The following is a 22,469-nucleotide window of genomic DNA, read 5'->3' on the forward strand; positions in this document are numbered from 1 at the left end:
TGCAAAAAAGTTTTTAAAAAGTTTAAATCAGCTTTTAAAAAACTATTCAAAAAAAAAACTAAAAAACCACGTATGTCAGTTGCGAAAAAAGATTATAAAAGAATCACTACCAAATCATTAATCGAAATGAAAAACCATGGAGAAAAAATCTCTATGTTAACCGCTTACGATTATACAATGGCCAAAATTGTAGATACAGCTGGAATCGATGTTATTTTAGTGGGAGATTCTGCATCGAATGTCATGGCTGGTCATGAAACGACATTACCAATTACTCTGGACCAAATGATTTATCATGCATCATCTGTAGTCCGTGCCATCGAAAGAGCTTTAGTAGTAGTTGATCTGCCTTTTGGAAGTTACCAATCAGATCCGAAAGAAGCTTTACGTTCTGCCATCAGAATCATGAAAGAAAGCGGCGGTCATGCAGTAAAACTGGAAGGCGGAAAAGAAATAAAAGAATCGATCAAAAAAATATTAAATGCAGGAATCCCGGTAATGGGGCACCTGGGTTTAACTCCACAATCCATTTATAAATTTGGAACTTACAGCGTTCGTGCCAAAGAAGAAGAAGAAGCAGAAAAACTGATGGCAGATGCTAAAATGCTCGAAAAAATTGGTTGTTTCGCTGTTGTTTTAGAAAAAATACCTGCTGACTTAGCCGAGAAAGTGGCCAAAAGTATTTCGATTCCCGTAATTGGAATTGGAGCCGGAGGAAATGTTGACGGTCAGGTTTTAGTGATTCATGACATGCTTGGAATGAACAATGAATTCAGTCCCCGTTTTTTACGCCGTTACCTAAACTTATATCAGGAAATGACAACAGCTATCAGTCAATATGTTACTGATGTAAAATCGAGCGATTTTCCTAATGAGAAAGAGCAATATTAATTTTTTTTAAAGGCTCTAAGTTGTAAAGGTTTTTGAAAAACAAATCCGTTAAAATTTTTACAAATTCCTAAAAACTTAAATTTTAGCAAGTCTAAATGAAAATTCTTTCCAATAAAAATAATCTCCAGATTCTACACGAAGATAATCATATTATTGTGGTAAACAAACGTGTAGGCGATATTGTGCAAGGTGACAAGACCGGTGATAAGCCTTTATCTGAAATTGTAAAAGAATATATCAAAGACAAATATAACAAACCCGGTGAGGTTTTTTTGGGTGTGATTCATCGTTTAGACAGACCTACAACCGGAATTGTTGTTTTTGCCAGGACAAGTAAAGCATTAACACGAATGAACGAAATGTTCAGCAATCGTGAAACTCAAAAAACGTATTGGGCAGTTGTTAAAAATAAACCTCAGGAAGCAACTGCCAAATTGATTCATTACTTAAAGCGGAATGAGAAAAACAACACTTCAAAAGCACATTTAAAAGAAGTCCCTGAAAGTAAAATTGCCAGTTTAGACTATACTATTTTCAAAGAGCTTCAAAACTACACAGCTCTTGAAATTAATTTACACACAGGCCGCCACCATCAGATTCGTGCACAATTATCGGCAATTGGATCTCCTATAAAAGGTGATTTGAAATACGGCTTTGACAGAAGTAATCCTGACGGAGGCATTCATCTCCATGCCAGAAAATTAGTTTTCACTCATCCCGTTTCTAAAGAAATCATTACTCTTACAGCGCCCACACCGGATGAGACCATTTGGAATGCGTTGTGACTTTTATGATTTAATTGTTAGATTTTCAATTTATATCAATTAACTTGCATAGTCAAAATTTAAGCTGGAAATAAAATGGACTATAAAAACGACATAAAATACCGAAAAGAAACGCTTAAAAAATTACTCTTTAACATTCAGAAAAACGAGGATTTAATCATTAACGCTTTATATGACGATTTTAAAAAACCAGCGTTTGAGGCTGTTTTAACAGAAACTAATTATGTTATTTCAGAACTAAAAAACACTATAAAAAACATCAGTAAGTGGGCAAGTCCCAAGCGTGTTTTTCCATCAATATTAAATTTTCCTTCCACAGATTATATTTACAAAGAACCTTATGGGAATGTTTTGGTAATTGCTCCCTGGAACTACCCGTTTCAATTAGCGCTATGTCCATTGATATCAGCAGTTTCAGCAGGAAATAAAGTCGTTTTAAAACCATCAGAACTTACTCCGAATACCTCAGCAATTATTGCTAAAATCATCGAAAAATCATTTCACATCAACCATGTTGAAGTTATTCAGGGTGGTATTGAAGTTTCAGATAAATTACTGGCAAAACGCTGGGATTATATTTTCTTTACAGGAAGTGTTACAGTTGGGAAAATAGTAGCCAAGGCGGCAGCAGAAAACCTGACACCTGTCACCTTAGAATTAGGAGGCAAAAATCCCTGCATCATTGATGAAACTGCCGATTTAAAACTGGCAGCAAAACGTATTGTCTGGGGGAAATTCATCAATGCCGGACAAACCTGTATCGCTCCTGATTATATTTTGATTCAAAAAAGCATGAAAATAAATTTTATTACTTTTTTAATTGAAGAAATTATACAGGCGTATGGTAAAAAACCGGAAAAGTCCCCGGATTATGCACGCATTATCAACACTAAAAACTGGTTGCGTTTAATGAGTATGATTGAACCCGAAAAAGTGATTTTTGGAGGAGAATCCAATGCGAATGAATTTTATATTGCCCCTACTCTTATCGATGAGCCTGAATTGGAAAGCCTTGTAATGGAGGAAGAAATTTTTGGCCCCATTTTACCTATTTTGATCTATGAGTCTGAAAAAGACATTGACAAAGTAGTAAGCAAATATGAAAAACCCCTTGCTTTTTATATTTTTAGTGAAAACAATTCGTTTGTTAAAAAAATGATTCTGAAATATTCTTTTGGAGGAGGTTCTGTTAACGATACCCTTATTCATTTTTCGAATAAAAGATTGCCTTTTGGCGGTGTTGGCCACAGTGGAATTGGTGCTTACCACGGAAAATTAAGTTTTGATATTTTCTCACATCATAAGGCTGTCGTCAAAAAAGCAAACTGGCTTGACCTGCCTGTGCGTTATGCTCCTTATAAAGATAAATTAAAATCTATTAAAAGATTGTTAGACTGGATGTAAACAACATACTATTTCATAGATTATGAAGTGAAATTGATTAAAAATATTATATTTACGTTTAGATATTTAACTTTAAATCAAGAAGTATAAAACAATTTTACTGAATATGAAATCTACACTTAATCAAATCGAAGACATAAAAAATAATGGTTACTCATTAGATTTTTCGAATGTTTTTAATCACGCTTTCGAAAATTACAAAAAAATCGCCCTTTACGCCGGACTCATTTTATTGATTATCTCCATAATCTGTTCTTTTCTTGGAGGTGGAATCCTGGTTAGTCTGTATGGTTTTAATCATTTCAATAAAGAGTTTTTTGAATCATTACAAAATCAGCAACCGGAACATACAACTTTTATAATTTACATGCTGGTTATAGTTATTTTAACTGCTATTTTCAGCCCTTTCACAGCCGGTTTTTTAAAAATGGCTGATTGTGCCGACAAAGATCAAGCCTTTAATTTTTCTACCATTTTCACCTATTACAAATCGCCTTACTTCTCCCGAATATTTACAGCTACATTATTAATCGGTTTTTTAAGTGCACTAATCTCTATCGGATTTAATTTAATTGGAATTAACGCAATTGACACTTTGTTTTCATTGGTAATTTCGTTATTTACTTCACTAACCATTCCATTAATAATTTTTGGAAATTTAAATGTGACTGATGCTATAAAATCAAGTATTATCATAGTGGGCAAACAGCCATTTATTCTTGCTCTGCTGTTTATTGTGGCGGGAATAGCTTCATTAGTGGGTTTTATAGGTTGTTGCATTGGTGTCGTATTTACAATTCCCATAACATATTCTGTAAAATATGCTATATACAGCGCTATTCTAAATATTGAGAATGAAGACTCAATCGAATCAATTGGCCAATCAGATTCAGAATAAAATCTCCCAATCAACTTATTCTCACAGAAGGATAATAAAGGATTAATAAACCAACATACACTCAGATTCTATGGTAGCCAGCTATAGTTTTTTTAACTCTCTGATTACCGGTCTTACTGCTTTTAGTAATGCCCTGAGATCACTTGGAGAAAATTGGTTTATTTTTAATTCAAATATTATATTTTACAACAATCCCAAACTAACTATGTTAGGATTGTGCCTGTTTGGCTTTCTTGCCTTTCTTGTGTATCAGTTTTTTAAAATTAAAACCAAAATTGGTTCCTTTATTGAAAAAAACAAAGAAAAGGAAACCTCTAACAAAGAATATCAGCTTTATCTTTTGTTCTTTGGAATTACTATTGTTGTAATCGAAATCATTAATGAAATTTTTAAAATAAGGCCGCGCAGCCTTTTATTTATTAATTTGTCAATTGGTTTTTCGATATTACTCCTTTATTTTTTAACAAACAGAATATCCTATTTAAGAAACAAAGTTTCTTTTATCTTTATTTTTATATTTTTATTATTTTCCACTTATATAGCCCGCAATATTATTGAGCTTCCCAATGATATTGTTCCTGTCATTTCTTTTTTAATAACATTTTACTTTTCTTACAGTATTTTAAGACCAATAAAAATTTATTGGTACTTTGCCGCTACTGTATTCCTCTATCACATAATCAATCTTACTTTTCAGGTAATTCCATTAAAATCAAGTATTTTACTGCTCTCATTCAGTCTTGTAATTTTTGTTATCAATCAGGTAAAATATGCGATTTTTTTAAACACCCGTGATAATTTCAGATTTACAAACGAAATTGTTCATAAAGGAAGTTCGTTAACTGTTGCTTCAAATAAAAAAGGTGAAATTATTTTTTGCAGCGAATCCGTTAATGAAATATTAGGGTACTCAACTGATGAAGTCCTGGGAATGGGATTTTGGACACTTACTGAAGATCCTGATTTTATTGGAGAACTCTATTTAGATCATTACAAGGATAATGTTTTGTATACCCGTAAATTAAAATGCAAAAATGGAGAATACAAATACATCCAATGGAAAGACAAACGCTTTTCTGAAGATTTAATTATTGGAATCGGGCAGGATATTACGGAACAAATTAAAATCCAGGACCAATATAAAAACCTGATTCAGACAGCAGCAGATATTATTTTTGAAATTGATATGGAAGGCAATTTTACTTTTATCAACGAATTTGCTTTTACTGTTTTAGGCTATACCGAAAAAGAAGTTATTTCAAAAAATTATTCCAAATTTATCCATCCCGATTTTATAAAAAAGATTGCTAATTTTTATAAAACTATGGAAGAAAACAAATCCAGTTCCGCCACCATTGAAATTCCAATTCTGAAAAAAAACGGTGGTGAATTATGGATTTCCCAAAAAGTGATCATCCGTAAAAATGATTTAGGCCAAACTATAGGTTTTGCTGGTATTGCAAGAGATATTACAGAACTGAAAAACAATGAAAATGAGAAAAAAAGCAGACTCGAAAAAATTGAAGCCTATAATGATTCTACTAAAAAATTATCAATAACCGACTTTAGTCATTATAATAGTTTAAATAGTGTAATTGATTATATTATTGAAGAGGCCAGGGTTTCAAAAGCAGACAGAATTAGCTTCTGGAAATATTACAATGACACTATTACCTGTAAAAATCTGTACAGCAAAAATAAATCTGAAATTTATAATAAAATAGTACTCGACAAAGCCACTTTTCCAATCTATTTTGAAACCTTAAGAAATAAAGCAATAATCAATGCTTCGGATGTTTTCAGCAAACTTGAAACCTCAGAATTTCAAAAAAGCTACTTTATCGAAAACAAAATCCTGTCGATGCTTGATGTCCCGGTTTTTTTTAGTGGACAATTGGCCGGTGTAGTCTGTTTTGAAAGTACCGAAAAAAAGAGAGAATGGGACAATGAAGATATTAATTATGCCCGTACCATTTCAGACCTTATTTCTTTAGCCATTTCTTCGCAAATGCGTTTAAAGGCAGAACGGAAATTAGAATTTAAAAGTCAGTTACTTTCCGCATTGGCACTTTGTACCGAGAAATTCTTATTGAGTAAAACTACTGAGGAAATGTTTCAGGAAACATACAGTATCATAGGAAAAGTAGCAAAAACCGATCATATCTATTATTACGAAAAAGATTTTGATACAAATACTATCAGTCAGAAATACAAATGGTCGCGAGGAGAAACAAGAGAGCAAAATAGTCCTAAGAAACACTTTACAGAATCTGATTTAAAAGAAATTATTGAAAAAGCGCAGAACAAAAAAATTCTGAATACACTTACCCGTCAGCTCGATAAAGACAGTTATTTTAAAAATTTACTTATTTTAAACGATATTAAATCAATATTAATCCTGCCTTTGTATATTCATGATGTTTTTACAGGGTTTATTGCTTTTGACGACTGCAAAAATGAACGCAAATGGTCTGAAGAAGAAATTTATATTTTTCAAACCTTAGCAAACAACATTTCATCGGCTTTGGAACGAAACCGAAATCAGACTAAAATTATTGAAAGCGAAGAAAAGTTCAAATTAATAGCCAATAATATACCCGGAACAGTTTACCTTTCTAAATTTGATGCTTTTTCTACCAAGATATTTCTAAATGATGAAATTTTAAACCTTACCGGTTATTCAAAATCCGAGTTTCTGGAAACCAACCTCTCCTTTTTGTCCCTTATTCACCCGGATGACAAAGATGAAGTCATTAGTAACCAGTTTGAAAATTTACAAAAGGGCAAGGCACTGCATAATACTTACAGAATTAAAAGAAAAACAGGCGAATATATCTGGATTGAAGAATTTGGTGATGTTATTAAAAAAGGAGATGAAATAGAGTTTGTAGGCGGAATCTATTTTGATATCACCAATAAAAAACAAACTGAGGATGCTATAAAAGCAAAACAGCTCGCTGAAGCTGCCAGCAAGTCGAAATCGGATTTTTTAGCCAATATGTCGCATGAAATAAGAACTCCTCTTAACGGCATTATTGGTTTTACCCATTTATTAATGAAAACAGATCTTGAAGAAATTCAGGAGAAGTATATGATGACCATTAATCAATCAGCACATTCTTTATTAGAAATTATAAATGACATTCTTGATTTTTCAAAAATTGAAGCAGGAAAATTAGAATTATTTATCGACTTGTATGATATCCAAAAAGTACTGAGCCAGGTATTTGACCTGATAGTATATGAATCTAATTTAAAAAAACTCCAGCTTGAGCTCAACATAGCGCCTGATGTACCAAAATACATCTGGACAGACATTGTACGGATAAAACAAATTTTAATTAATCTATTGTCCAATGCTGTAAAATTTACCCAAAAAGGTTCGATAAAATTAAATGTTTCTGTTTTAGAAAAAGGGGAAAATAACAATTATACGATTCGATTTTCGGTAGTTGATACCGGAATTGGTATTTTAGATCAAAACCAGGAGAAAATTTTTAAGGCTTTTTCGCAGGAAGACAGCTCGACTACCCGAAAATTTGGCGGAACCGGTTTAGGGCTTACCATATCCAACCAATTACTGGCATTAATGGAAAGCCATCTGCAGCTTGAAAGTAAGATAGATGTGGGAAGTAATTTTTATTTTGACCTAAACCTTAAAGCCAGCAACTTTAATGTCAATGAAAAATACAAAGCCGATTTCAGTCTTTTTGACAGTGAATCAAATTATATACCCGAAAATTCATTTCAGGATAATTTTACTTTTTTGATTGTAGAGGATAACAAAGTAAATATGTTACTATTAAAAACAATTATAAAAAACCTGTACTGCAATGCTTTTATCTATGAATGTGAAAACGGTTACGAGGCGGTAAAAGAATTTGAGAACATCAGCCCAGATCTTGTTTTTATGGACATCCAGATGCCTATAATGAATGGTTATGAAGCAACTGTAGCGATAAGGAACACTATAAAAGGCAAACATATTCCCATAATTGCCGTAACTGCAGGTACTGAAAAAGAAGAACGAAATAAATGTATCGCTTCAGGGATGAATGATTATATCCCAAAACCTATTATGAAAGGAACTGTGGAAGAAGCATTGATAAAATGGTTAAAATAATTATAAACTAAATCATTTTTATTCCTGATTTATTCCCAAAAAAAATATAAATTCGTGTTTAGTAAACAACTCAATAACTTAAATATAATATCATATGAAATGGCTAGGCAGAAGACAAAGTGACAATGTCGAAGACAGACGCTCGGTTTCCGGCGGAAAAGTAGCCGTTGGAGGCGGTATTATTGGTATTATCATTTTACTGGTAAATGTATTTGGCGGTGAAAATGCACGACTTATAACTCCTGTACTCGAACAACTGCAGGGCGGTCAAACACAAACAGAGGCCTCAGTTCCACTAAGTGCAGCAGATGAGGAAATGGGTAAATTTGTTAAAGTTATTTTAGCAGACAATGAAGACATTTGGGCGAAAATTTTTACGGAAAACGGAATGACCTATAAAAACCCAAAATTAGTATTGTTCAGAGGGTCAGTACAAACAGCGTGCGGCGGAGCTTCTTCGGCTTCCGGTCCGTTTTATTGTCCCGGTGATCAAAAAGTCTATATGGATCTGGACTTTTTTGATGAACTAAAAACTAAATTTGGCGCTAAAGGTGGAGATTTTGCCATTGCCTATGTAATCGCGCATGAAATTGGCCACCACGTGCAAACCTTGTTGGGAACCTCGGAAAAAATGCATGAGGCACAAGAAGGAAAAAGTGAAGCGGAAGCTAATAAACTTTCTGTTGCCTTAGAATTACAAGCAGATTTTTATGCAGGTGTCTGGGCACATTACAATCAGAAAAATTTAGATACGGGAGATATTGAAGAAGCCTTAAGTGCTGCAAATGCAGTTGGGGACGATGCTATCCAAAGCAAAATGCAAGGTCAGATTGTTCCGGATTCTTTTACACATGGTACTTCAGAACAAAGAATGCACTGGTTTAAGAAAGGTTTCAATTCAGGCGACATTAAACAGGGAACTACTTTTCAGGAAATATGACCATTTTTTAAAACCAACCAATAATAACCAGAAAAGCATGACCCTAAGTCATGCTTTTTTTATGTTTAAACAGATTGTTTTAGATGTAAATAAGTGAAATTAATCTTCAATAAATAACCGATATGGAAACACATTTGAAGATTTATTTTTTAAGTTTTTCATAAAACTCTCACACAAATAGTCCCATTCTTTAACTGACAGATAATCTTTTTCAACTGAATTTACTTTTAAATGGATATCTACAGTCCGGCTGAACCCAGCTTTTACAGAAATTTCTTTTCGTGTGCCTTTTTCAATTCTAACATCTAAAATATAATCTTTAAAATGATTAAAACTGAACGCTTTGATATCTGCGAAAGTCACAATACGGCCTCTGGTCAGTAAAGCATTTCGATAAGCCAAAATACGGTCCTTATTATTTTGTTTATTCATTCCTCCAACGGTATTTGTAACCAATATACCTTCTTTGCTTACAAAATACAAATCATCTTTAGATTCTAAAATGGTACCTATTTTTAAATCATTTCCTTCTTCTGCACAGGTTGACCAATAATTTATCGTAAATGATTTTCCAACCGATTCATCAAGTTTAGGTTTGATCATTAAATAAGGCGCATTATTTTTAGAGAAACTATTCTCTTTGGCCTGTTGCTCAACAGAAGCTAATAACTGGTTTATTTCAACCAGAGAACTATTCATAAAATCCTTACCCAGCCCTGCAAAAGAAGAACTTTCGTCTTTTAATAGATCTAATACATTCTGAAGTAATTCTGAAGCACTTCTGGAATCGAATCTGGAAACACCACCCGTTCGTAATACTGCATTTCCTTCTTCTATAACACCATCTTTAAATTCTTTTATTTCATAACGGTTATTAAATCCATCAATAACAGAATCCGTATCCAGATATATATTGTTGTCTGTTTCGAGTGCTACGTAAGACAAAAAGTTTCCAAGTGTTTTATTTATTGTGTGCCTTTTTTTATTGATTACAGGAAAGCAATTTGCGGTAAAAGACACGTTATCTAGTATTTGAGGAATCAACGATTCCGGAAAAACCATTTTTATCCAGATAACAGGATTATCGTTATTATTTGTTACTCCTTCAAAATAATTATACTCGGTGCTATACTCTTTTATGGATTTGTGTTTTAATACTCCTTTTAAGGTATAAAAATTATCAAAATAAAATTCATTTACCTCCTGCATTACTTCGCTAAGATGTGTATAATTTCGATTGATTATATTTTCTACATCAAGGCTGTTTACCGGTACATTATATCCTTCCTGTACTGCAATCTGGATGTCATCATGAAAACATTTCATTTGCTTTAAATAGTAATAAAACATTTCTTTCTGATGCGTATTTTTAATATCGATATATAGCATTAAATCTTCAAGCTCTAATACATCGGCATTTTTTAATTCTATCCCTAAAAAAACTTCCCCTGAAGGTAATGAATGCTTATAATCCCGAACAGCATCTTTGTAAAAAAGATTAGAAACTTCATATAGGTTTCTTTCATAAGCAATATATTTTACCTCAGCAGAAGATAATTTCACCTCCAGTGTAGGCGAAAGAGCTATCTCTTTACTAATTGGTGCTAAAGGATTATAGATATTATGAATCCTCCTGTTTACAGTCATTTGGTTCTGCAGGGAAACTTTTATATTGTTATCGATAGGCAAAGCGTGCATAATTGCCCTTGCAGGTTTTGTTCCTACGGTAACCTCCGGAAACATAATCTCCAAAACTCTTTCTACAACACGGGTTTTAGAATCTTCAAGTTCATGTGCAACTTTTTCCAATTCATAAGATAATGCATTAAGCATCATAGATACCACAGGATCGAATGATGTTTCCATCTCAACATCCGAAAATCCCCATGATCTGGCCGCTCTTTTTAATACCCTGTCTTTTATTCGTTCCTGTCTCATTATTTATTGTTACTTGAAGTCGTTTTTTTTTAACTTAAACTCACATCCGATTTTTACATCAGTTCTTAGTTAATCTTCCTAAAATCCTGTCATTATCTAAAAACCAAAGGTTGTTTTCATATTTTAGCATAATTTTTTCTCTGGAATTTGCAAATGGTCCTGGATTTTGCTGGATAATCTCAATAAAGCCATTTCCCACTTTACAAACAATAGCAACGTGTCCATATGGGTTAAAAAATGATTTATCATAAATGATAATATCGCTTTCTTTTGGCTCTACAGTACTTGGATTTGAAAATTGGACTAAATCTCTTTTCACATTAATACTTCCATCTTTAAGTGCTTTGTTATAAAAATCAATCGCATTTCCATATGCATCAGGCATTTTATGATTTAAATATTCATAATAATATCTCTTTACAAACTCTACACACTGGTATTTCATACCTATATTATACCCATCCTCAGATAAGTTTCTTCCTTCAGAATTACTTACTCCTCCATTATAATACACATTTACCCCATTATAGCTATCTAATATATCCCCTGTTTCATGTTTAGGATTCCAATTTACTTTTTTAATTACAACCATTAAGGCATACAATATTATTAGTGCTAAAATTGAAATTATAATCTTTTTTATCATTATTTTAAATTCCTTTATCTCCAAAATTCCTGGCCCAGGATTCAGATTCTATGATTGGATAATTTGGTGGTTTCCTTTTTGATAAAAATTTAATTTCTTCTGAATCTTTTGTAAGTCTTTTATAATCATCATAAACACATTGGTAATTTGGACAATAAGCTTTTTCTGATCCTATCGAAAAAATGAATACGGGAACAAAACATGTTTGATAAGTATCTTCAATGAAAGTATACTTATATTCTAATTTTTGCAAAAATTCTTCATCAGTAAATTGTCTTAATTTTAAAAACAAATCTTTTTTATCTTTTTCTGAAAATCCTTTTATGTTATTAACAGCCCAATTGGGCAACTCCTTTCTTATCTTTTCTAATTGGAGTTTATTAAAGTGATTGGGAGTTTTTTCTATAATCAGACTCTCACTAATACATTCACACTCTCCATTATTTATTGGTACTGTCATGTCAATAGGAGTACGCCCCCACACTTCATACCATCCATTTTCTGATTTACACCATATATTTTTGATATAATACTTATCTATCAAAAAGTATCCTAAAATGATAATGATTACTGAAATAATAATTTTTTTCATTTCAATATTGGTTTAAAAGTTTGCATTTCTGCAGGAACACCAACAGGTGATGGTGCTGCTTTAACATTATGTCTTGCCCCATCTGGGTCAAAAAAGGCATCATCAATTTTTTTTATATTAGACTCTATACTTTTCCATTCATTCCATCTTTTACTTTCTGACTCTATTAATTTGTAGTCAGAACTCAATAGATAATCATATTTATTTCCACATCTTTCTTTATTAGGTTTTATACTTTTATTTCCTTCCCTAATCTTCATATAATCAGAAAAGCATAATTCATCTTTAGTAAAAAGTGTTTCCTCATAATCACTTCTTCTCAAATAGGCATACACAGTAGCATTAGTTTGATTAGAAATTTTCTGAGCAATACTCTGTGCCGAATACAAAGGCATTTGTATAGTTTCAAACTCATCATTATACAAAGGAACCCCAACCGAAGTTACACCAATTAGTTCAGATTTTTTTATTTGTTTTTTATATATTGATTTATCTATATCAGGATTTCCTAATCCTGTCCTGCAAGCAAAACTATAAATATGAGAATCATTACTAAATGCTTCTTTACTCAATTTTAAAACTTCTTCCTCGCCAAAAGCATATTCAGAACTATCTCCTGTTAACCCCATTCCTAAAGCAATTTTACCAACCAATCCGTGACTGTAGAAAAATAATTGTTTTACTTTACAACTTCTTCTTTCTTCTGAAATTGTTTTCGAATTATTTTTATCCCCTGTATTGATGTAATTTATTATCTCCTGTGCACTATTAACTTCATAAAATTCACCTCCATATAAATTTACCACTGCATCTTTAACAGCATTAATATGTGAAGATTCATATCCCTTTTTGCACATTAAAACAGAAAACTTAATATCCTTATTCATCTTTAGCCTTCTGATTGCCTGATGGGCAAACATTAATTTACTACCAGGCCCTACATCTCTAACCCATGATACTGGATTGGAAAGAGCTGTGTCTCCTCTGTGATTTTGTGAACCAATGATGATTATGTGTTGTAAAAGTTTTTTTTCTAATTTCACATCTACACTCATCCTATCTTCAGCTCTCTGATAAAAAGCATAAACTTTAGCTTTCTTAAAATCATGCCCTATTTTAAGAGGAATTATTATTTTATCTCCTTCTAATTTATTTTTTGGTGCAGTACCCAGAACAATTTCCTTTTTACCTTCGTCTAATTTTATCGACCATTTTAATAATTTAACTTCAGCAACAGTTGGTTTTCTGGTAGGTGTGGCTTTAAAAATATAAGATGTATCTGATACAACATTTTCTACTAATTTTCCTTGAGTATCAAATGGTCCTTCTACTTTTGTTATGCGAATATCTGTTGGAGTTTTTCTATCCTTATTCTTATCGTAGTTTACTCCTTTATCTCCATTTTGGGTAACTTTCTTCGCTGATTGTGTAACAATTTCAGCTGCATCGTCTCTAATACTTCCTGATGCATTTTCAAAAAAATTATTAGCTAATATTGTTATCTTGCCCATAAACCTACGAATTTTATGATTTTTAATCTGAAATGATTTTATCTATTATAATTTTGCACAAAAAATAGTCTATTTAATTACCTTTTGCAGGAGCTTTTTATCTAATATCCTAATGTTTATTATAATCATTTTTTAATCTTTTCGGGTAATATTCAGAATTATGAAAACCTTCGTTATCATAAGGTTTAATTAATGGAAACGCTTATTTGATATAAAAACAAATAAATTAAAAAAATATAAATTTGAGTAAAACACCTTTATTCTTCAATAAATCACGGTCGGAGTCGAAGTTTTTTTTTATATGAAAAGGACTTCGACTCCACTCAGCTGACACCCATTTTCAATTACATCCAATGGAGTATTTTAATATAATTCTTCAGATACCCCCATAACATAAAACACAAATAAAATGTAAAAGACAATTAGAGGATAGCTAATATAATTATGATTAAAATAATTGCATGATTGTCAATTTAAATTCATCACCAATATTTTTTGTAAATTTCTTTTCAATCATTGAAAATAGAAACCATGCTTATTAGAGTATGCAATAAAAAATAAATGTATAAAACTATACTTTTCCATCATATTCCATTTAAAATCAAAAACTTAGCTAAAAAAAATTACCCATAATACAGATAGGCTAATAATTATAAAAAAATAAACACTTTTTATTTGATAGTTTATACAACATAATTTTAAATTTAAAACTAATGAAATCGGAAATGTTGTAAAATATACCAAAGAATAAAAAATATCAGATCTAAACTTTAAAGTTTTAGTTATGGTTATATAGATTATAATTCAATAAAATTATTTAATTGAAATTGTATCTTTTTTTTCTAAACCAATTGAATCGTTATCATATATTATTCTTGTATAGAGATATTTATTTTCTTTTGGGCTTTCCTTATAATAATAAATTTTACATATTAAATTATCTTCAAACCCTTCAATACCTCCAAATTCATTATCTCTTGCTGTTTCATAAACATACTTTCCATAATTTGCAAATATTGATTTTTTATAAAACAATACTTGAAACATATTGTAAGATTCTAATCTACGATTCAAATTATATTTCTTTTCAAAAACCTCTAATTGATCAATCAATTCGTCATTTGATAAATTTCTATAATTTGAAATTTCAAAATATTGAATTCCAAATTCTGCTTTATCATTTAATTCTTTGTCTATCGATTCTATTTCCATATTTTTATTTTTACATGATGTTAAACATAAAAAACAAATAAGAATTGTGATATTAATTTTCATAGTTTAGTATTTCTAAAAGGTTCCTTTTAATTCTCCAACAATATCAAGCTTTGTAATAAAAGGTTTAAATCCTCTAAAATGCTGTAAAACAAACCAAGAATAAAAAATATTTTTATCATACTTTTGAATATCAGGATAATCTAAACCAAAATGATCATAATAAATATATTCTAACCCCATTTCAAAAGTATTTCCATTAGTTTTATATTTTGTAATATAAATTTGATATGCCCAAACGTCATTAATAGTAATACCTAAACCACTAAATTTATCACTAAATTGAGGATTTCTTGCTTTTTTAATATCGGCTAAATCCGCATACAATTTCCCATTGGAATCATCTTTAATTTCTAAATTTTCTATATTTCCTTTATTTTGTTTTAAATATTCATTAATTACTTCTTTTACTTTTGAAATAAATGTTACAGAATTTTCATGCTTCAAAGCTGCCTCTGTTAATTTTTTATTTGAATATTCACCTCCTGTATTGGCTTTCATCTTATCAACCATTTCATGGGCTACAGTTTCTAAATCACCTTGAGAATAATATTCAATATCATTTCTAAAAATTTCAAACAAATCTGTATTAGATTTCTCTGTAAACTTTTTAATTTTTGAAACTGTATATTCTGCATTTTTTAATGCGTTATCACTTCTTGAAGTTACATTATAAAAGCTATCTTGCTTTTCTGCATCATAATTTTCCTGGTATAACTCGCTTTCTAATTTTGCATAACCTTCTTCATCTTCTGTATAATCTCCAAATAGCATATCTAAAGATGTCATATTGGTACTCGTAGTTTTCCCTCCAACCTTAATTGCTTTTTTTCCTTTTCTTCGAGTACCTTGCAAAATCAATATTGGAAATCTAATCTTCAAACTCAACTCCACACTCGCTTTATCATTAGCCTTCTGATAAAAAGCATAAACTTTAGCTTTCTTAAAATCGTGCTTTAACCTTAAAGAAATTATTATTTTATCCTCTTCTAATCCGTTGAGTAGTCCAGTCCCCAGAATAATTTCCTTTTTACCTTCGTCTAATTTTATCGACCATTTTAATAATTTAACCTCAGCATCAGTTGGTTTTCTGGTAGGCGTGGCTTTAAAAACATAAAATGTATCTAATACAATTTTGTCTACTAATTTTCCTTGAGCATCAAATGGTCCTACCACTTTTTTTATACGAATATCTGTTGGAGGTTTTCTATCCTTATTCTTATCGTAGTTTACTCCTTTATCTCCATTTTGAACAACTTTCTTCGCTGATTGTGTAACTATTTCAGCTGCATCGTCTCTGATACTTCCTGAAGCATTTTCAAAAAAATTATTAGCTAATATCGTTATTTTACCCATAACTTATGCATTCAATGATTTCTCTCCTGAAAGGTTTTCAACCTTACCTTTACTATTCTGAATATGTTCATCTACAGAAATAGCTTCAATTTTTCCTGATGCATTTCGGGATATATCTTTAGCATCTGCCGAGTAGTTATCGCTTGCAATTTTGGTAATATTTTTTGCCGTCAGCATAAAATCCGCGGTGGCCATTTGATTTATATTGATTCCTGCTGAATCTATCATATCCATAGCTGCACTTGAGGCAATGTTCTCTCCGGCATTTATACTTACATTTTTTCCGGCGGTAATACTAACATTCTCTCCTGCATTTACTGTAAAATTCTTAGGGGCATTCACTTCAATATTTCCTTTTCCGTCCATAAGATAAGTATTTCCGCTCGGGTCTTCGATTAAGATACTTCCCTCTGCATCGTTAAAGAGTATTTTGGTACCTGAACGTGTGTGGATTACTTTCTTATCGTTTCCTGAGGAACTATACCCCGAACTTTCCAGACCATTGTATTGTGTTCCCAAGACATACGGATTCTGTGCATTTCCCCCTTCAAAACCTACCAAAACTTCTTCATCGATCTCGGGAATGAAATAAAATCCTTTCCCTGCTCCTGAGTGTGGCTGTATCATGCGTATCCAGTCACTTGTCGTGTTCCCGCCTGCCCAGTTGTACTGCACTTTTACACGTCCGAGCCCATCAGGGTCGTTATTGTCCTTTATTTTCGCGGGCTGTGTTTCCGCTTTGGCAAATACATGCACATCCGTATAATGCGGTGCCGCTACATCGGCCGGAATGGCTTTGAAGTTGCAGGAATAATTGCCGTGTACCTGCGAGATATGTGATACTTCTATCACAATTAGTTCATGCTCCACCGTTTGGTTCTGAATCGTAAAAACCTGCCCAAGCCCTAACGGAAAATAGGATATCCCGCTGTAATACACACTATTGGCATCACTGCCTGCCGTCTGCAGTCTGGCCATTTCCTGAATTTCATCGCTGTTTTGGGCATTGGTTGTATAAGCGCCGATGCTTAGTTCTGACTGGGTAACGGTTCCCTGATTATGACCGACAATGGCGGAGAAACTGTCCTTGCTGCCTGTAGCAGTCCGGGCAGAAGCATTGCGGATATTGGCTGCACCATTATAATCATAGCCTCCAAGGGAAATTTTATGTGCAGACATATTGGCCTGTATCTTAAAACTATGCAATGAAGCCCCATTGACCAGTTTTATAGTACTGGTTTTGGTCTGTCCGAACTGCATGCGCATTCCGTCAAAATAAAACCATTGTCCGTAACGTTTCCCTAATCGTTTTAAGAATTCAAAACTGGTTTCATTATACTGGGCCATGCACTTGAATTCCTGAAGATAAGTCGATTTTATGGAATCCCTTTGGTAAAATTCTCCCGGTCCTTCGGCTAAAATACCCAGTACGATATCGTCCATTCCACGCTCCTGAAAAGTCCTTGATTTTTTCATGTCGTCCAGAACAATCGTATGGCTGATGCCTTTTACGTGCAGGCCTACTGCGCTGCCATGCAGGTCCACAGAGGAAAGTTCTGTGATGATGCCTTTGCTCATCAGTTTGATTCCGGTAAGGCTCTTGAAGGTAAAAATGACCTCGTCACCCAGATAGGTTCTCAATGCCTTTGCCTGGTCTGCGGGATTTATGATGGCCTTGCCTGTATACTGCCAGACAAAGGAAAAATGATGATGGTCCGCCATCTTTTGCGATAGTTCCAAATCATAATAAACAACATTCTGGGTAAAGCTGCCTATTGTTATATATACCTGTTCAGAGAAATGTGCCATAATAATACGTACTAATTAGTCATTAAAATTTAATCTAAGGCAATCCAGTTATTGGAGAATTTAGCATCGCCAAAAGTCAATTCCTTAGCTACTAATTCCATTGTTATTTTCATTGGAACTTCTGTAGTACTTGTAAATTGTTCGTCATAGCCAATACAAAATGCCTTAACAAATTTCAATTCTTTCATTTTACTCAAAGCATCTCTTCTGTAAAAGACAATTTTTCCATCTTTGGTCAAATCACCATTTAGCATCCAGGCCAAAAAATGGCTGTTTTGGGTCGCTTCGATTACCATCTTTACGACTCCGCCTTTGGCATTTCCTGTAGGCTTACTTGTGGTGTCTATTTCCTGTTTAAAGCTCACATTAAATTCAAGTACATTATATTCTTCTCCGTCTATATGTAATTTAGATAAAAAACTCATTTTGTAGATTTATTAGGTTATTAAAAGTTATTAAAACATAGATTTAAGCTTGTATCAAACAAAAAAGGAAGTCCAATAGCAGGACTTCCTTTAATAGTTTCAAGCTTAATGAAGTTTGATAAAGTCCAAAGATTAAACCCAGGCGTTATCAAATTCTCCTCCACCCATCGAAATTTTTCGAGCAGAAATCATAAAAGTCTCCGTTAAAGGAGTGTTACTGTTATGATCAAAGTTCTCTTTGTACTTAACCATGTAAGCCTCAGTAAACTTTAACTCTTTCAAAGTAGCATTAGAATCACGCTTGATGAATTTTACTGACCCATCTTTTCTTTCGAAATTATTGGTCATCCATTCGAACAATTCGGTACTGCCTGTTGACTCTACTTCGAGCATGATTCTACCTCCACGAGTTACCGTAGATGGACGCCCGGAAGCATCTGTTTCCTGAGCTAAATCATAACTCACATTTAATACTTTGTAATCCTTTCCGGCTACTGATAACGATGTTAAAAACGACATAATAAAATTTTTTTAATTATTAATTTATTTATTCATATGGCAAATATATAAAATATTTCTTGTTATAATAATTTATTTAATAAAATTTTACTTATATTATACAAAAAATTAATCTAAACCAAACATAGTTACATTACTCATTTATAAGATAGTGGCCCAACAAAAAAATACCCTCTGAAATCAAAAGTTCTGTTGGTACTTTTGATTGTCGCTTCAATAATAATATCTACCTTTTTTTTGGCCCTGCTTACATCATCAACCAAATACATTGTTTCTGATAACTCAACTTTAAGTTCGTTAACTTTTATTCTTTTTTCATGAAAAAGTAACGATTGCTTCATTGTTTTTGAAATGATTTCTTTCAATGTATTTTCATTCATAAGTAAATCAAAATCAATTTCCCAGATTTTAGAACCAAAGGTTTCGTCAAATTTGCATTCACCAAATGTGGTAGTCGCCAACAATATTATCTGTTGCGCAATTGAATGCTCAATTGAGGTCTTTTCTAATTCCTTTTTTTGTATTACACTATTAAAATCAATAGGCAGTTTATAAAAAGCTCCTTTCATGTTTTATTTATTTAAATATAAATCAACCTGTCTGTACGTCCTTGTCTATTTGTTTCCATCCCTTTTGAAACTTGCTTACGCTTGATTATATGCAGTTTTACATTTGGGGTAAGTTTTAAGAATTTTTCACGATACAGAATATCCCCTATAAATCTTTGTCCCTTTTTTTCATCTACAATAATAAAGTAACTGGTTCCTTTTTCAACTTTAAGTGTATTTATGTCCCCGGCAAAAATCTGAATGTTTTGTTCTTCTTTTTGAAAAGTATAAGTAAGTTCTTCCTGATTTAATTTCCTGTATTTAGAAATATCAAATATTTCCATATCCTCTTTTAAAGGTTCAAAAGGAATATTTTCGAAAAGAAAATTCTTTGTTGCTAAAAATTTTAAACCTAAAAAGCTCCACAACCCTTTTTTAGCGGTTTGTTCTTTATAAAAAAATGTATCCCGTGTTACCTTATAGACTTCTTTTTCATTTGTTTTATCATCTGTAACAATCATCTGATAAGTAGGAACTTCAATTTCAGCAGGAATTTCTACTCCTTCAAAATGTGTTTTTAAATTTACTGATCCTATTTGCTGTTCAGAAATCACTATGCTGATGGTATGTTTTTTTAAGGCAGAATCTGTGCGGACAATAACTTTGCCCTCACCGCTTCCGGCATAGAAAACAGAACCGTCGTTATCTGTGAGTCCCAATGAAAGATTCAATTCTGGAAATGGCATATTTAGATTTTTAAAATAAATTAAATTTTAGTTTTGCTTTTGGATAAATCCTTATCTCTTTTTCTTAATCTTATACGATTTCAGGCAACGCAGATAAAATTTTATATTTTGATTATCAGCATCACTGGGACTAAATTCATAATCTTTTTTAAGGGTATAAAACTTTATCGTATTAATATTATTAGCCATTAATTTTTTTATATCCCTTCTTGTCAGTTCCAAAGCTGCTGTGCCGTCACAGTTTACATTAAACGTGTTTTTTAAGATATACATCTCTCCGTTTTTGAAATAAAGCTCCAGTGGCTGTTCCTGTTTTACACAAACATTATCTGTAAAAATTTTAAAATATAAGTATATGCTGCTTTTTCTTTTCCCAAGCTGAAATACGGCATATTCATATTCTTCATTAAAAACTCTCAGTAAAATAGGTGGTGCGCTGGCAAAAAGCTTACCGTCAAGCAATAAATCTTTTTGAGTAACAGGGCAGCTTAAATCACTTGATGGATTTAATTTTTGAGCTTTTATTGGATTTGAAATTGAAAACAACACGATTAAAAATAAAATTTTAAGTATGTTCATGAATTTGAATTATTTGTTTTGATCATTCAAAAGATCAATGTTTGTTAAAAAAAGGAAACACATTGTGCATGTGCTTCCTTTTAGAATTTATTATAACTAATTATTTTTGTTCGTAATCTGTATCCCATTCTGTACCATCATCTCCTTTATGTCCATCCATTTTTATAAGGAAGTTTTTAGCAGGAAAGTAAGGTTTCATGTGAATATCCATGTATATTCTGTCTTTTTGAATAGGATCTTGTTCGAATCTGCGGATTTCGAAATTCTCAATCAATTTATCCGGACCAGTAATACCATCAAGAAAAGCAACAATCTGATTCATAATTTCTTTACGTGTTTTCGCTGTAAAGTTTTCGAAAGCACGACGATTAAGGAAATCCATTAATACTTTTGTCACATAGTCAAAAACACGAACTACTGAATACGTTTGTAATCCTAAATTATCACCGCTAAACAATGTTTTTGCAGAGAAAGCCATTACTTTTCCGTACTCATTTACCATAGGTACCAATCCTAAATTTTCAAGATTTGCGATTTCACTTTTCTTAAGGTCAAATTTTACTCCGTCAACTTCATTGATTCCACCGAATTTTTTACCGGCTGTAACCTGAGACATTAACGTTTTATAGATTTTTCCGGCAAGTGCTGCTGATGGTGCAATATGCAAATCATCACTTTCACCTATCTGCTCAAATCTTCCACGGCCAACAAGCCAGTTACATGTCATGATTACATTAGAACGGTACACATCACCTCCGGTTAAAGAAGCTGCATCAAACATTTCCAATACATCATCCGGTTCATCAAGATGTTCAAAATCAGTAACCAGCATTACTTTGTTTTCATGTGCAATCTTTGCCCATTTTTCGATTACTTTGTTAGATCCTAAATATCCTGGAATAACAAGAATACCGTAATTATTTTTAAGATCTAAACGGTCATAATTATCTACCAGTTCAGAGTGAATTGCATCGATAAAACGAGTATTGTCAAGATCTTTTAACTGCTCTAAGTCAGCATTTACAATCGTAACATTTTTAACTTTATCTGTTTCTGTATTTTTGAAAAACAAAGAAATAGTTCTGTATGCAGCTTCTATTTCTCTGGTATCTTCAACAGCTTTAATCAGATTTTTTTTCAACAATGCTTCAGACTCCTTGCATTTGTCTTCGCTCTGCGCTACCATATCGGTCAAAGCCTCATTATTTCTTAAAACCGAAGCCCAAAGCTCTAATGTCTTTTTAAGAGTTTCTCTTTCTTTGGCTTTATTTATTTCGCCAAGGAAAATTTTTCTTCTGGCTTTTCTTTCCGGATTAAGGTTTTGAATCCCTTCAATTGACATTTCCAATAAATCGAACCCTCCATATTTAGCCAGTTTTTCAATATTTTTCTCAACCGAACCTCCGGTTACTACTTTACGCTCTAATACCGCAGTATCATCTTCATTCCCTTTATATACTTCTTTTGCAGACATCTTTTTATATTTT

At 32.2% G+C, this 22,469-nt stretch carries 19 protein-coding genes; 6 read left to right on the plus strand and 13 right to left on the minus strand.

Features of this window, described 5'->3' with window-relative positions:
* Window positions 1-72: 72 nt before the first annotated feature.
* From panB to ypfJ, 6 genes are all read left to right on the plus strand, one after another.
* Window positions 73-891, plus strand: coding sequence for a 3-methyl-2-oxobutanoate hydroxymethyltransferase (gene panB, locus ACEN92_RS07895; protein WP_495641828.1), 819 nt, complete (start codon window positions 73-75; stop codon window positions 889-891).
* Between the two features lie 95 nt (window positions 892-986).
* Window positions 987-1,676, plus strand: coding sequence for an RluA family pseudouridine synthase (locus ACEN92_RS07900; protein ID WP_495641829.1), 690 nt, complete (start codon window positions 987-989; stop codon window positions 1,674-1,676).
* A gap of 75 nt (window positions 1,677-1,751) precedes the next feature.
* Window positions 1,752-3,080: an aldehyde dehydrogenase gene (locus ACEN92_RS07905; RefSeq protein WP_495641830.1), complete on the plus strand. Its 1,329-nt coding sequence runs from the start codon at window positions 1,752-1,754 to the stop codon at window positions 3,078-3,080.
* A gap of 106 nt (window positions 3,081-3,186) precedes the next feature.
* Complete coding sequence (locus ACEN92_RS07910; protein WP_495641831.1) at window positions 3,187-3,978, plus strand: hypothetical protein; 792 nt, start codon at window positions 3,187-3,189, stop codon at window positions 3,976-3,978.
* 70 nt (window positions 3,979-4,048) lie between these two features.
* Window positions 4,049-8,101, plus strand: a complete 4,053-nt coding sequence (locus tag ACEN92_RS07915; protein ID WP_495641832.1) for a PAS domain S-box protein — start codon at window positions 4,049-4,051, stop codon at window positions 8,099-8,101.
* Window positions 8,102-8,195: 94 nt separating this feature from the next.
* Complete coding sequence (gene ypfJ, locus ACEN92_RS07920; protein ID WP_495641833.1) at window positions 8,196-9,041, plus strand: KPN_02809 family neutral zinc metallopeptidase; 846 nt, start codon at window positions 8,196-8,198, stop codon at window positions 9,039-9,041.
* A 99-nt stretch (window positions 9,042-9,140) separates the two neighbouring features.
* On the opposite strand, the gene ACEN92_RS07925 is transcribed toward ypfJ, so the two are convergent.
* From ACEN92_RS07925 to ACEN92_RS07985, 13 genes are all read right to left on the minus strand, one after another.
* On the minus strand, window positions 9,141-10,979 hold the full coding sequence (locus ACEN92_RS07925; RefSeq protein ID WP_495641834.1) for a type VI secretion system baseplate subunit TssF: 1,839 nt from the start codon (window positions 10,977-10,979) through the stop codon (window positions 9,141-9,143).
* Window positions 10,980-11,037: 58 nt separating this feature from the next.
* Window positions 11,038-11,625 (minus strand): CHAP domain-containing protein, encoded by a 588-nt coding sequence (locus ACEN92_RS07930; protein WP_495641835.1) that lies wholly within the window; start codon window positions 11,623-11,625, stop codon window positions 11,038-11,040.
* A 4-nt stretch (window positions 11,626-11,629) separates the two neighbouring features.
* Window positions 11,630-12,217, minus strand: a complete 588-nt coding sequence (locus tag ACEN92_RS07935; RefSeq protein ID WP_495641836.1) for a hypothetical protein — start codon at window positions 12,215-12,217, stop codon at window positions 11,630-11,632.
* A complete protein-coding gene (locus ACEN92_RS07940; RefSeq protein WP_495641837.1) occupies window positions 12,214-13,728 on the minus strand; it encodes a hypothetical protein in 1,515 nt (504 codons plus the stop codon). Before ACEN92_RS07940 ends, ACEN92_RS07935 begins: the two co-directional genes overlap by 4 nt.
* Before the next feature lie 813 nt (window positions 13,729-14,541).
* The gene (locus tag ACEN92_RS07945) at window positions 14,542-14,940 is read right to left on the minus strand and encodes a hypothetical protein (protein WP_495641838.1); all 399 of its coding nucleotides are present in this window, start codon (window positions 14,938-14,940) and stop codon (window positions 14,542-14,544) included.
* Between the two features lie 75 nt (window positions 14,941-15,015).
* The gene (locus ACEN92_RS07950; RefSeq protein ID WP_495641839.1) at window positions 15,016-16,356 is read right to left on the minus strand and encodes a DUF3289 family protein; all 1,341 of its coding nucleotides are present in this window, start codon (window positions 16,354-16,356) and stop codon (window positions 15,016-15,018) included.
* A gap of 3 nt (window positions 16,357-16,359) precedes the next feature.
* Window positions 16,360-18,165 carry a type VI secretion system Vgr family protein gene (locus tag ACEN92_RS07955; RefSeq protein WP_495641840.1) on the minus strand — a complete coding sequence of 602 codons (1,806 nt, stop codon included), beginning with the start codon at window positions 18,163-18,165 and terminating at the stop codon, window positions 16,360-16,362.
* Window positions 18,166-18,194: 29 nt separating this feature from the next.
* Complete coding sequence (tssD, locus tag ACEN92_RS07960; RefSeq protein ID WP_495641841.1) at window positions 18,195-18,590, minus strand: type VI secretion system tube protein TssD; 396 nt, start codon at window positions 18,588-18,590, stop codon at window positions 18,195-18,197.
* 132 nt (window positions 18,591-18,722) lie between these two features.
* Window positions 18,723-19,109, minus strand: coding sequence for a type VI secretion system tube protein TssD (tssD, locus tag ACEN92_RS07965; RefSeq protein WP_495641842.1), 387 nt, complete (start codon window positions 19,107-19,109; stop codon window positions 18,723-18,725).
* A 137-nt stretch (window positions 19,110-19,246) separates the two neighbouring features.
* Window positions 19,247-19,678, minus strand: a complete 432-nt coding sequence (locus tag ACEN92_RS07970; protein ID WP_007809489.1) for a GPW/gp25 family protein — start codon at window positions 19,676-19,678, stop codon at window positions 19,247-19,249.
* 11 nt (window positions 19,679-19,689) lie between these two features.
* The gene (locus ACEN92_RS07975) at window positions 19,690-20,403 is read right to left on the minus strand and encodes a hypothetical protein (RefSeq protein WP_495641843.1); all 714 of its coding nucleotides are present in this window, start codon (window positions 20,401-20,403) and stop codon (window positions 19,690-19,692) included.
* A 51-nt stretch (window positions 20,404-20,454) separates the two neighbouring features.
* Window positions 20,455-20,982 (minus strand): hypothetical protein, encoded by a 528-nt coding sequence (locus tag ACEN92_RS07980; RefSeq protein WP_007809495.1) that lies wholly within the window; start codon window positions 20,980-20,982, stop codon window positions 20,455-20,457.
* A 100-nt stretch (window positions 20,983-21,082) separates the two neighbouring features.
* Complete coding sequence (locus ACEN92_RS07985; protein WP_495641844.1) at window positions 21,083-22,456, minus strand: DUF5458 family protein; 1,374 nt, start codon at window positions 22,454-22,456, stop codon at window positions 21,083-21,085.
* Window positions 22,457-22,469 lie beyond the last annotated feature (13 nt).

The organism is Flavobacterium sp. Flavsp81 (assembly GCF_059491325.1).

Coding starts and splice junctions, on each gene's coding strand:
- panB (WP_495641828.1), top strand. CDS start 73: ATGTCAGTTGCGAAAAAAGATTATAAAAGAATCACTACCAAATCATTA.
- ACEN92_RS07900 (WP_495641829.1), top strand. CDS start 987: ATGAAAATTCTTTCCAATAAAAATAATCTCCAGATTCTACACGAAGAT.
- ACEN92_RS07905 (WP_495641830.1), top strand. CDS start 1,752: ATGGACTATAAAAACGACATAAAATACCGAAAAGAAACGCTTAAAAAA.
- ACEN92_RS07910 (WP_495641831.1), top strand. CDS start 3,187: ATGAAATCTACACTTAATCAAATCGAAGACATAAAAAATAATGGTTAC.
- ACEN92_RS07915 (WP_495641832.1), top strand. CDS start 4,049: ATGGTAGCCAGCTATAGTTTTTTTAACTCTCTGATTACCGGTCTTACT.
- ypfJ (WP_495641833.1), top strand. CDS start 8,196: ATGAAATGGCTAGGCAGAAGACAAAGTGACAATGTCGAAGACAGACGC.
- ACEN92_RS07925 (WP_495641834.1), bottom strand. CDS start 10,979: ATGAGACAGGAACGAATAAAAGACAGGGTATTAAAAAGAGCGGCCAGA.
- ACEN92_RS07930 (WP_495641835.1), bottom strand. CDS start 11,625: ATGATAAAAAAGATTATAATTTCAATTTTAGCACTAATAATATTGTAT.
- ACEN92_RS07935 (WP_495641836.1), bottom strand. CDS start 12,217: ATGAAAAAAATTATTATTTCAGTAATCATTATCATTTTAGGATACTTT.
- ACEN92_RS07940 (WP_495641837.1), bottom strand. CDS start 13,728: ATGGGCAAGATAACAATATTAGCTAATAATTTTTTTGAAAATGCATCA.
- ACEN92_RS07945 (WP_495641838.1), bottom strand. CDS start 14,940: ATGGAAATAGAATCGATAGACAAAGAATTAAATGATAAAGCAGAATTT.
- ACEN92_RS07950 (WP_495641839.1), bottom strand. CDS start 16,356: ATGGGTAAAATAACGATATTAGCTAATAATTTTTTTGAAAATGCTTCA.
- ACEN92_RS07955 (WP_495641840.1), bottom strand. CDS start 18,165: ATGGCACATTTCTCTGAACAGGTATATATAACAATAGGCAGCTTTACC.
- tssD (WP_495641841.1), bottom strand. CDS start 18,590: ATGAGTTTTTTATCTAAATTACATATAGACGGAGAAGAATATAATGTA.
- tssD (WP_495641842.1), bottom strand. CDS start 19,109: ATGTCGTTTTTAACATCGTTATCAGTAGCCGGAAAGGATTACAAAGTA.
- ACEN92_RS07970 (WP_007809489.1), bottom strand. CDS start 19,678: ATGAAAGGAGCTTTTTATAAACTGCCTATTGATTTTAATAGTGTAATA.
- ACEN92_RS07975 (WP_495641843.1), bottom strand. CDS start 20,403: ATGCCATTTCCAGAATTGAATCTTTCATTGGGACTCACAGATAACGAC.
- ACEN92_RS07980 (WP_007809495.1), bottom strand. CDS start 20,982: ATGAACATACTTAAAATTTTATTTTTAATCGTGTTGTTTTCAATTTCA.
- ACEN92_RS07985 (WP_495641844.1), bottom strand. CDS start 22,456: ATGTCTGCAAAAGAAGTATATAAAGGGAATGAAGATGATACTGCGGTA.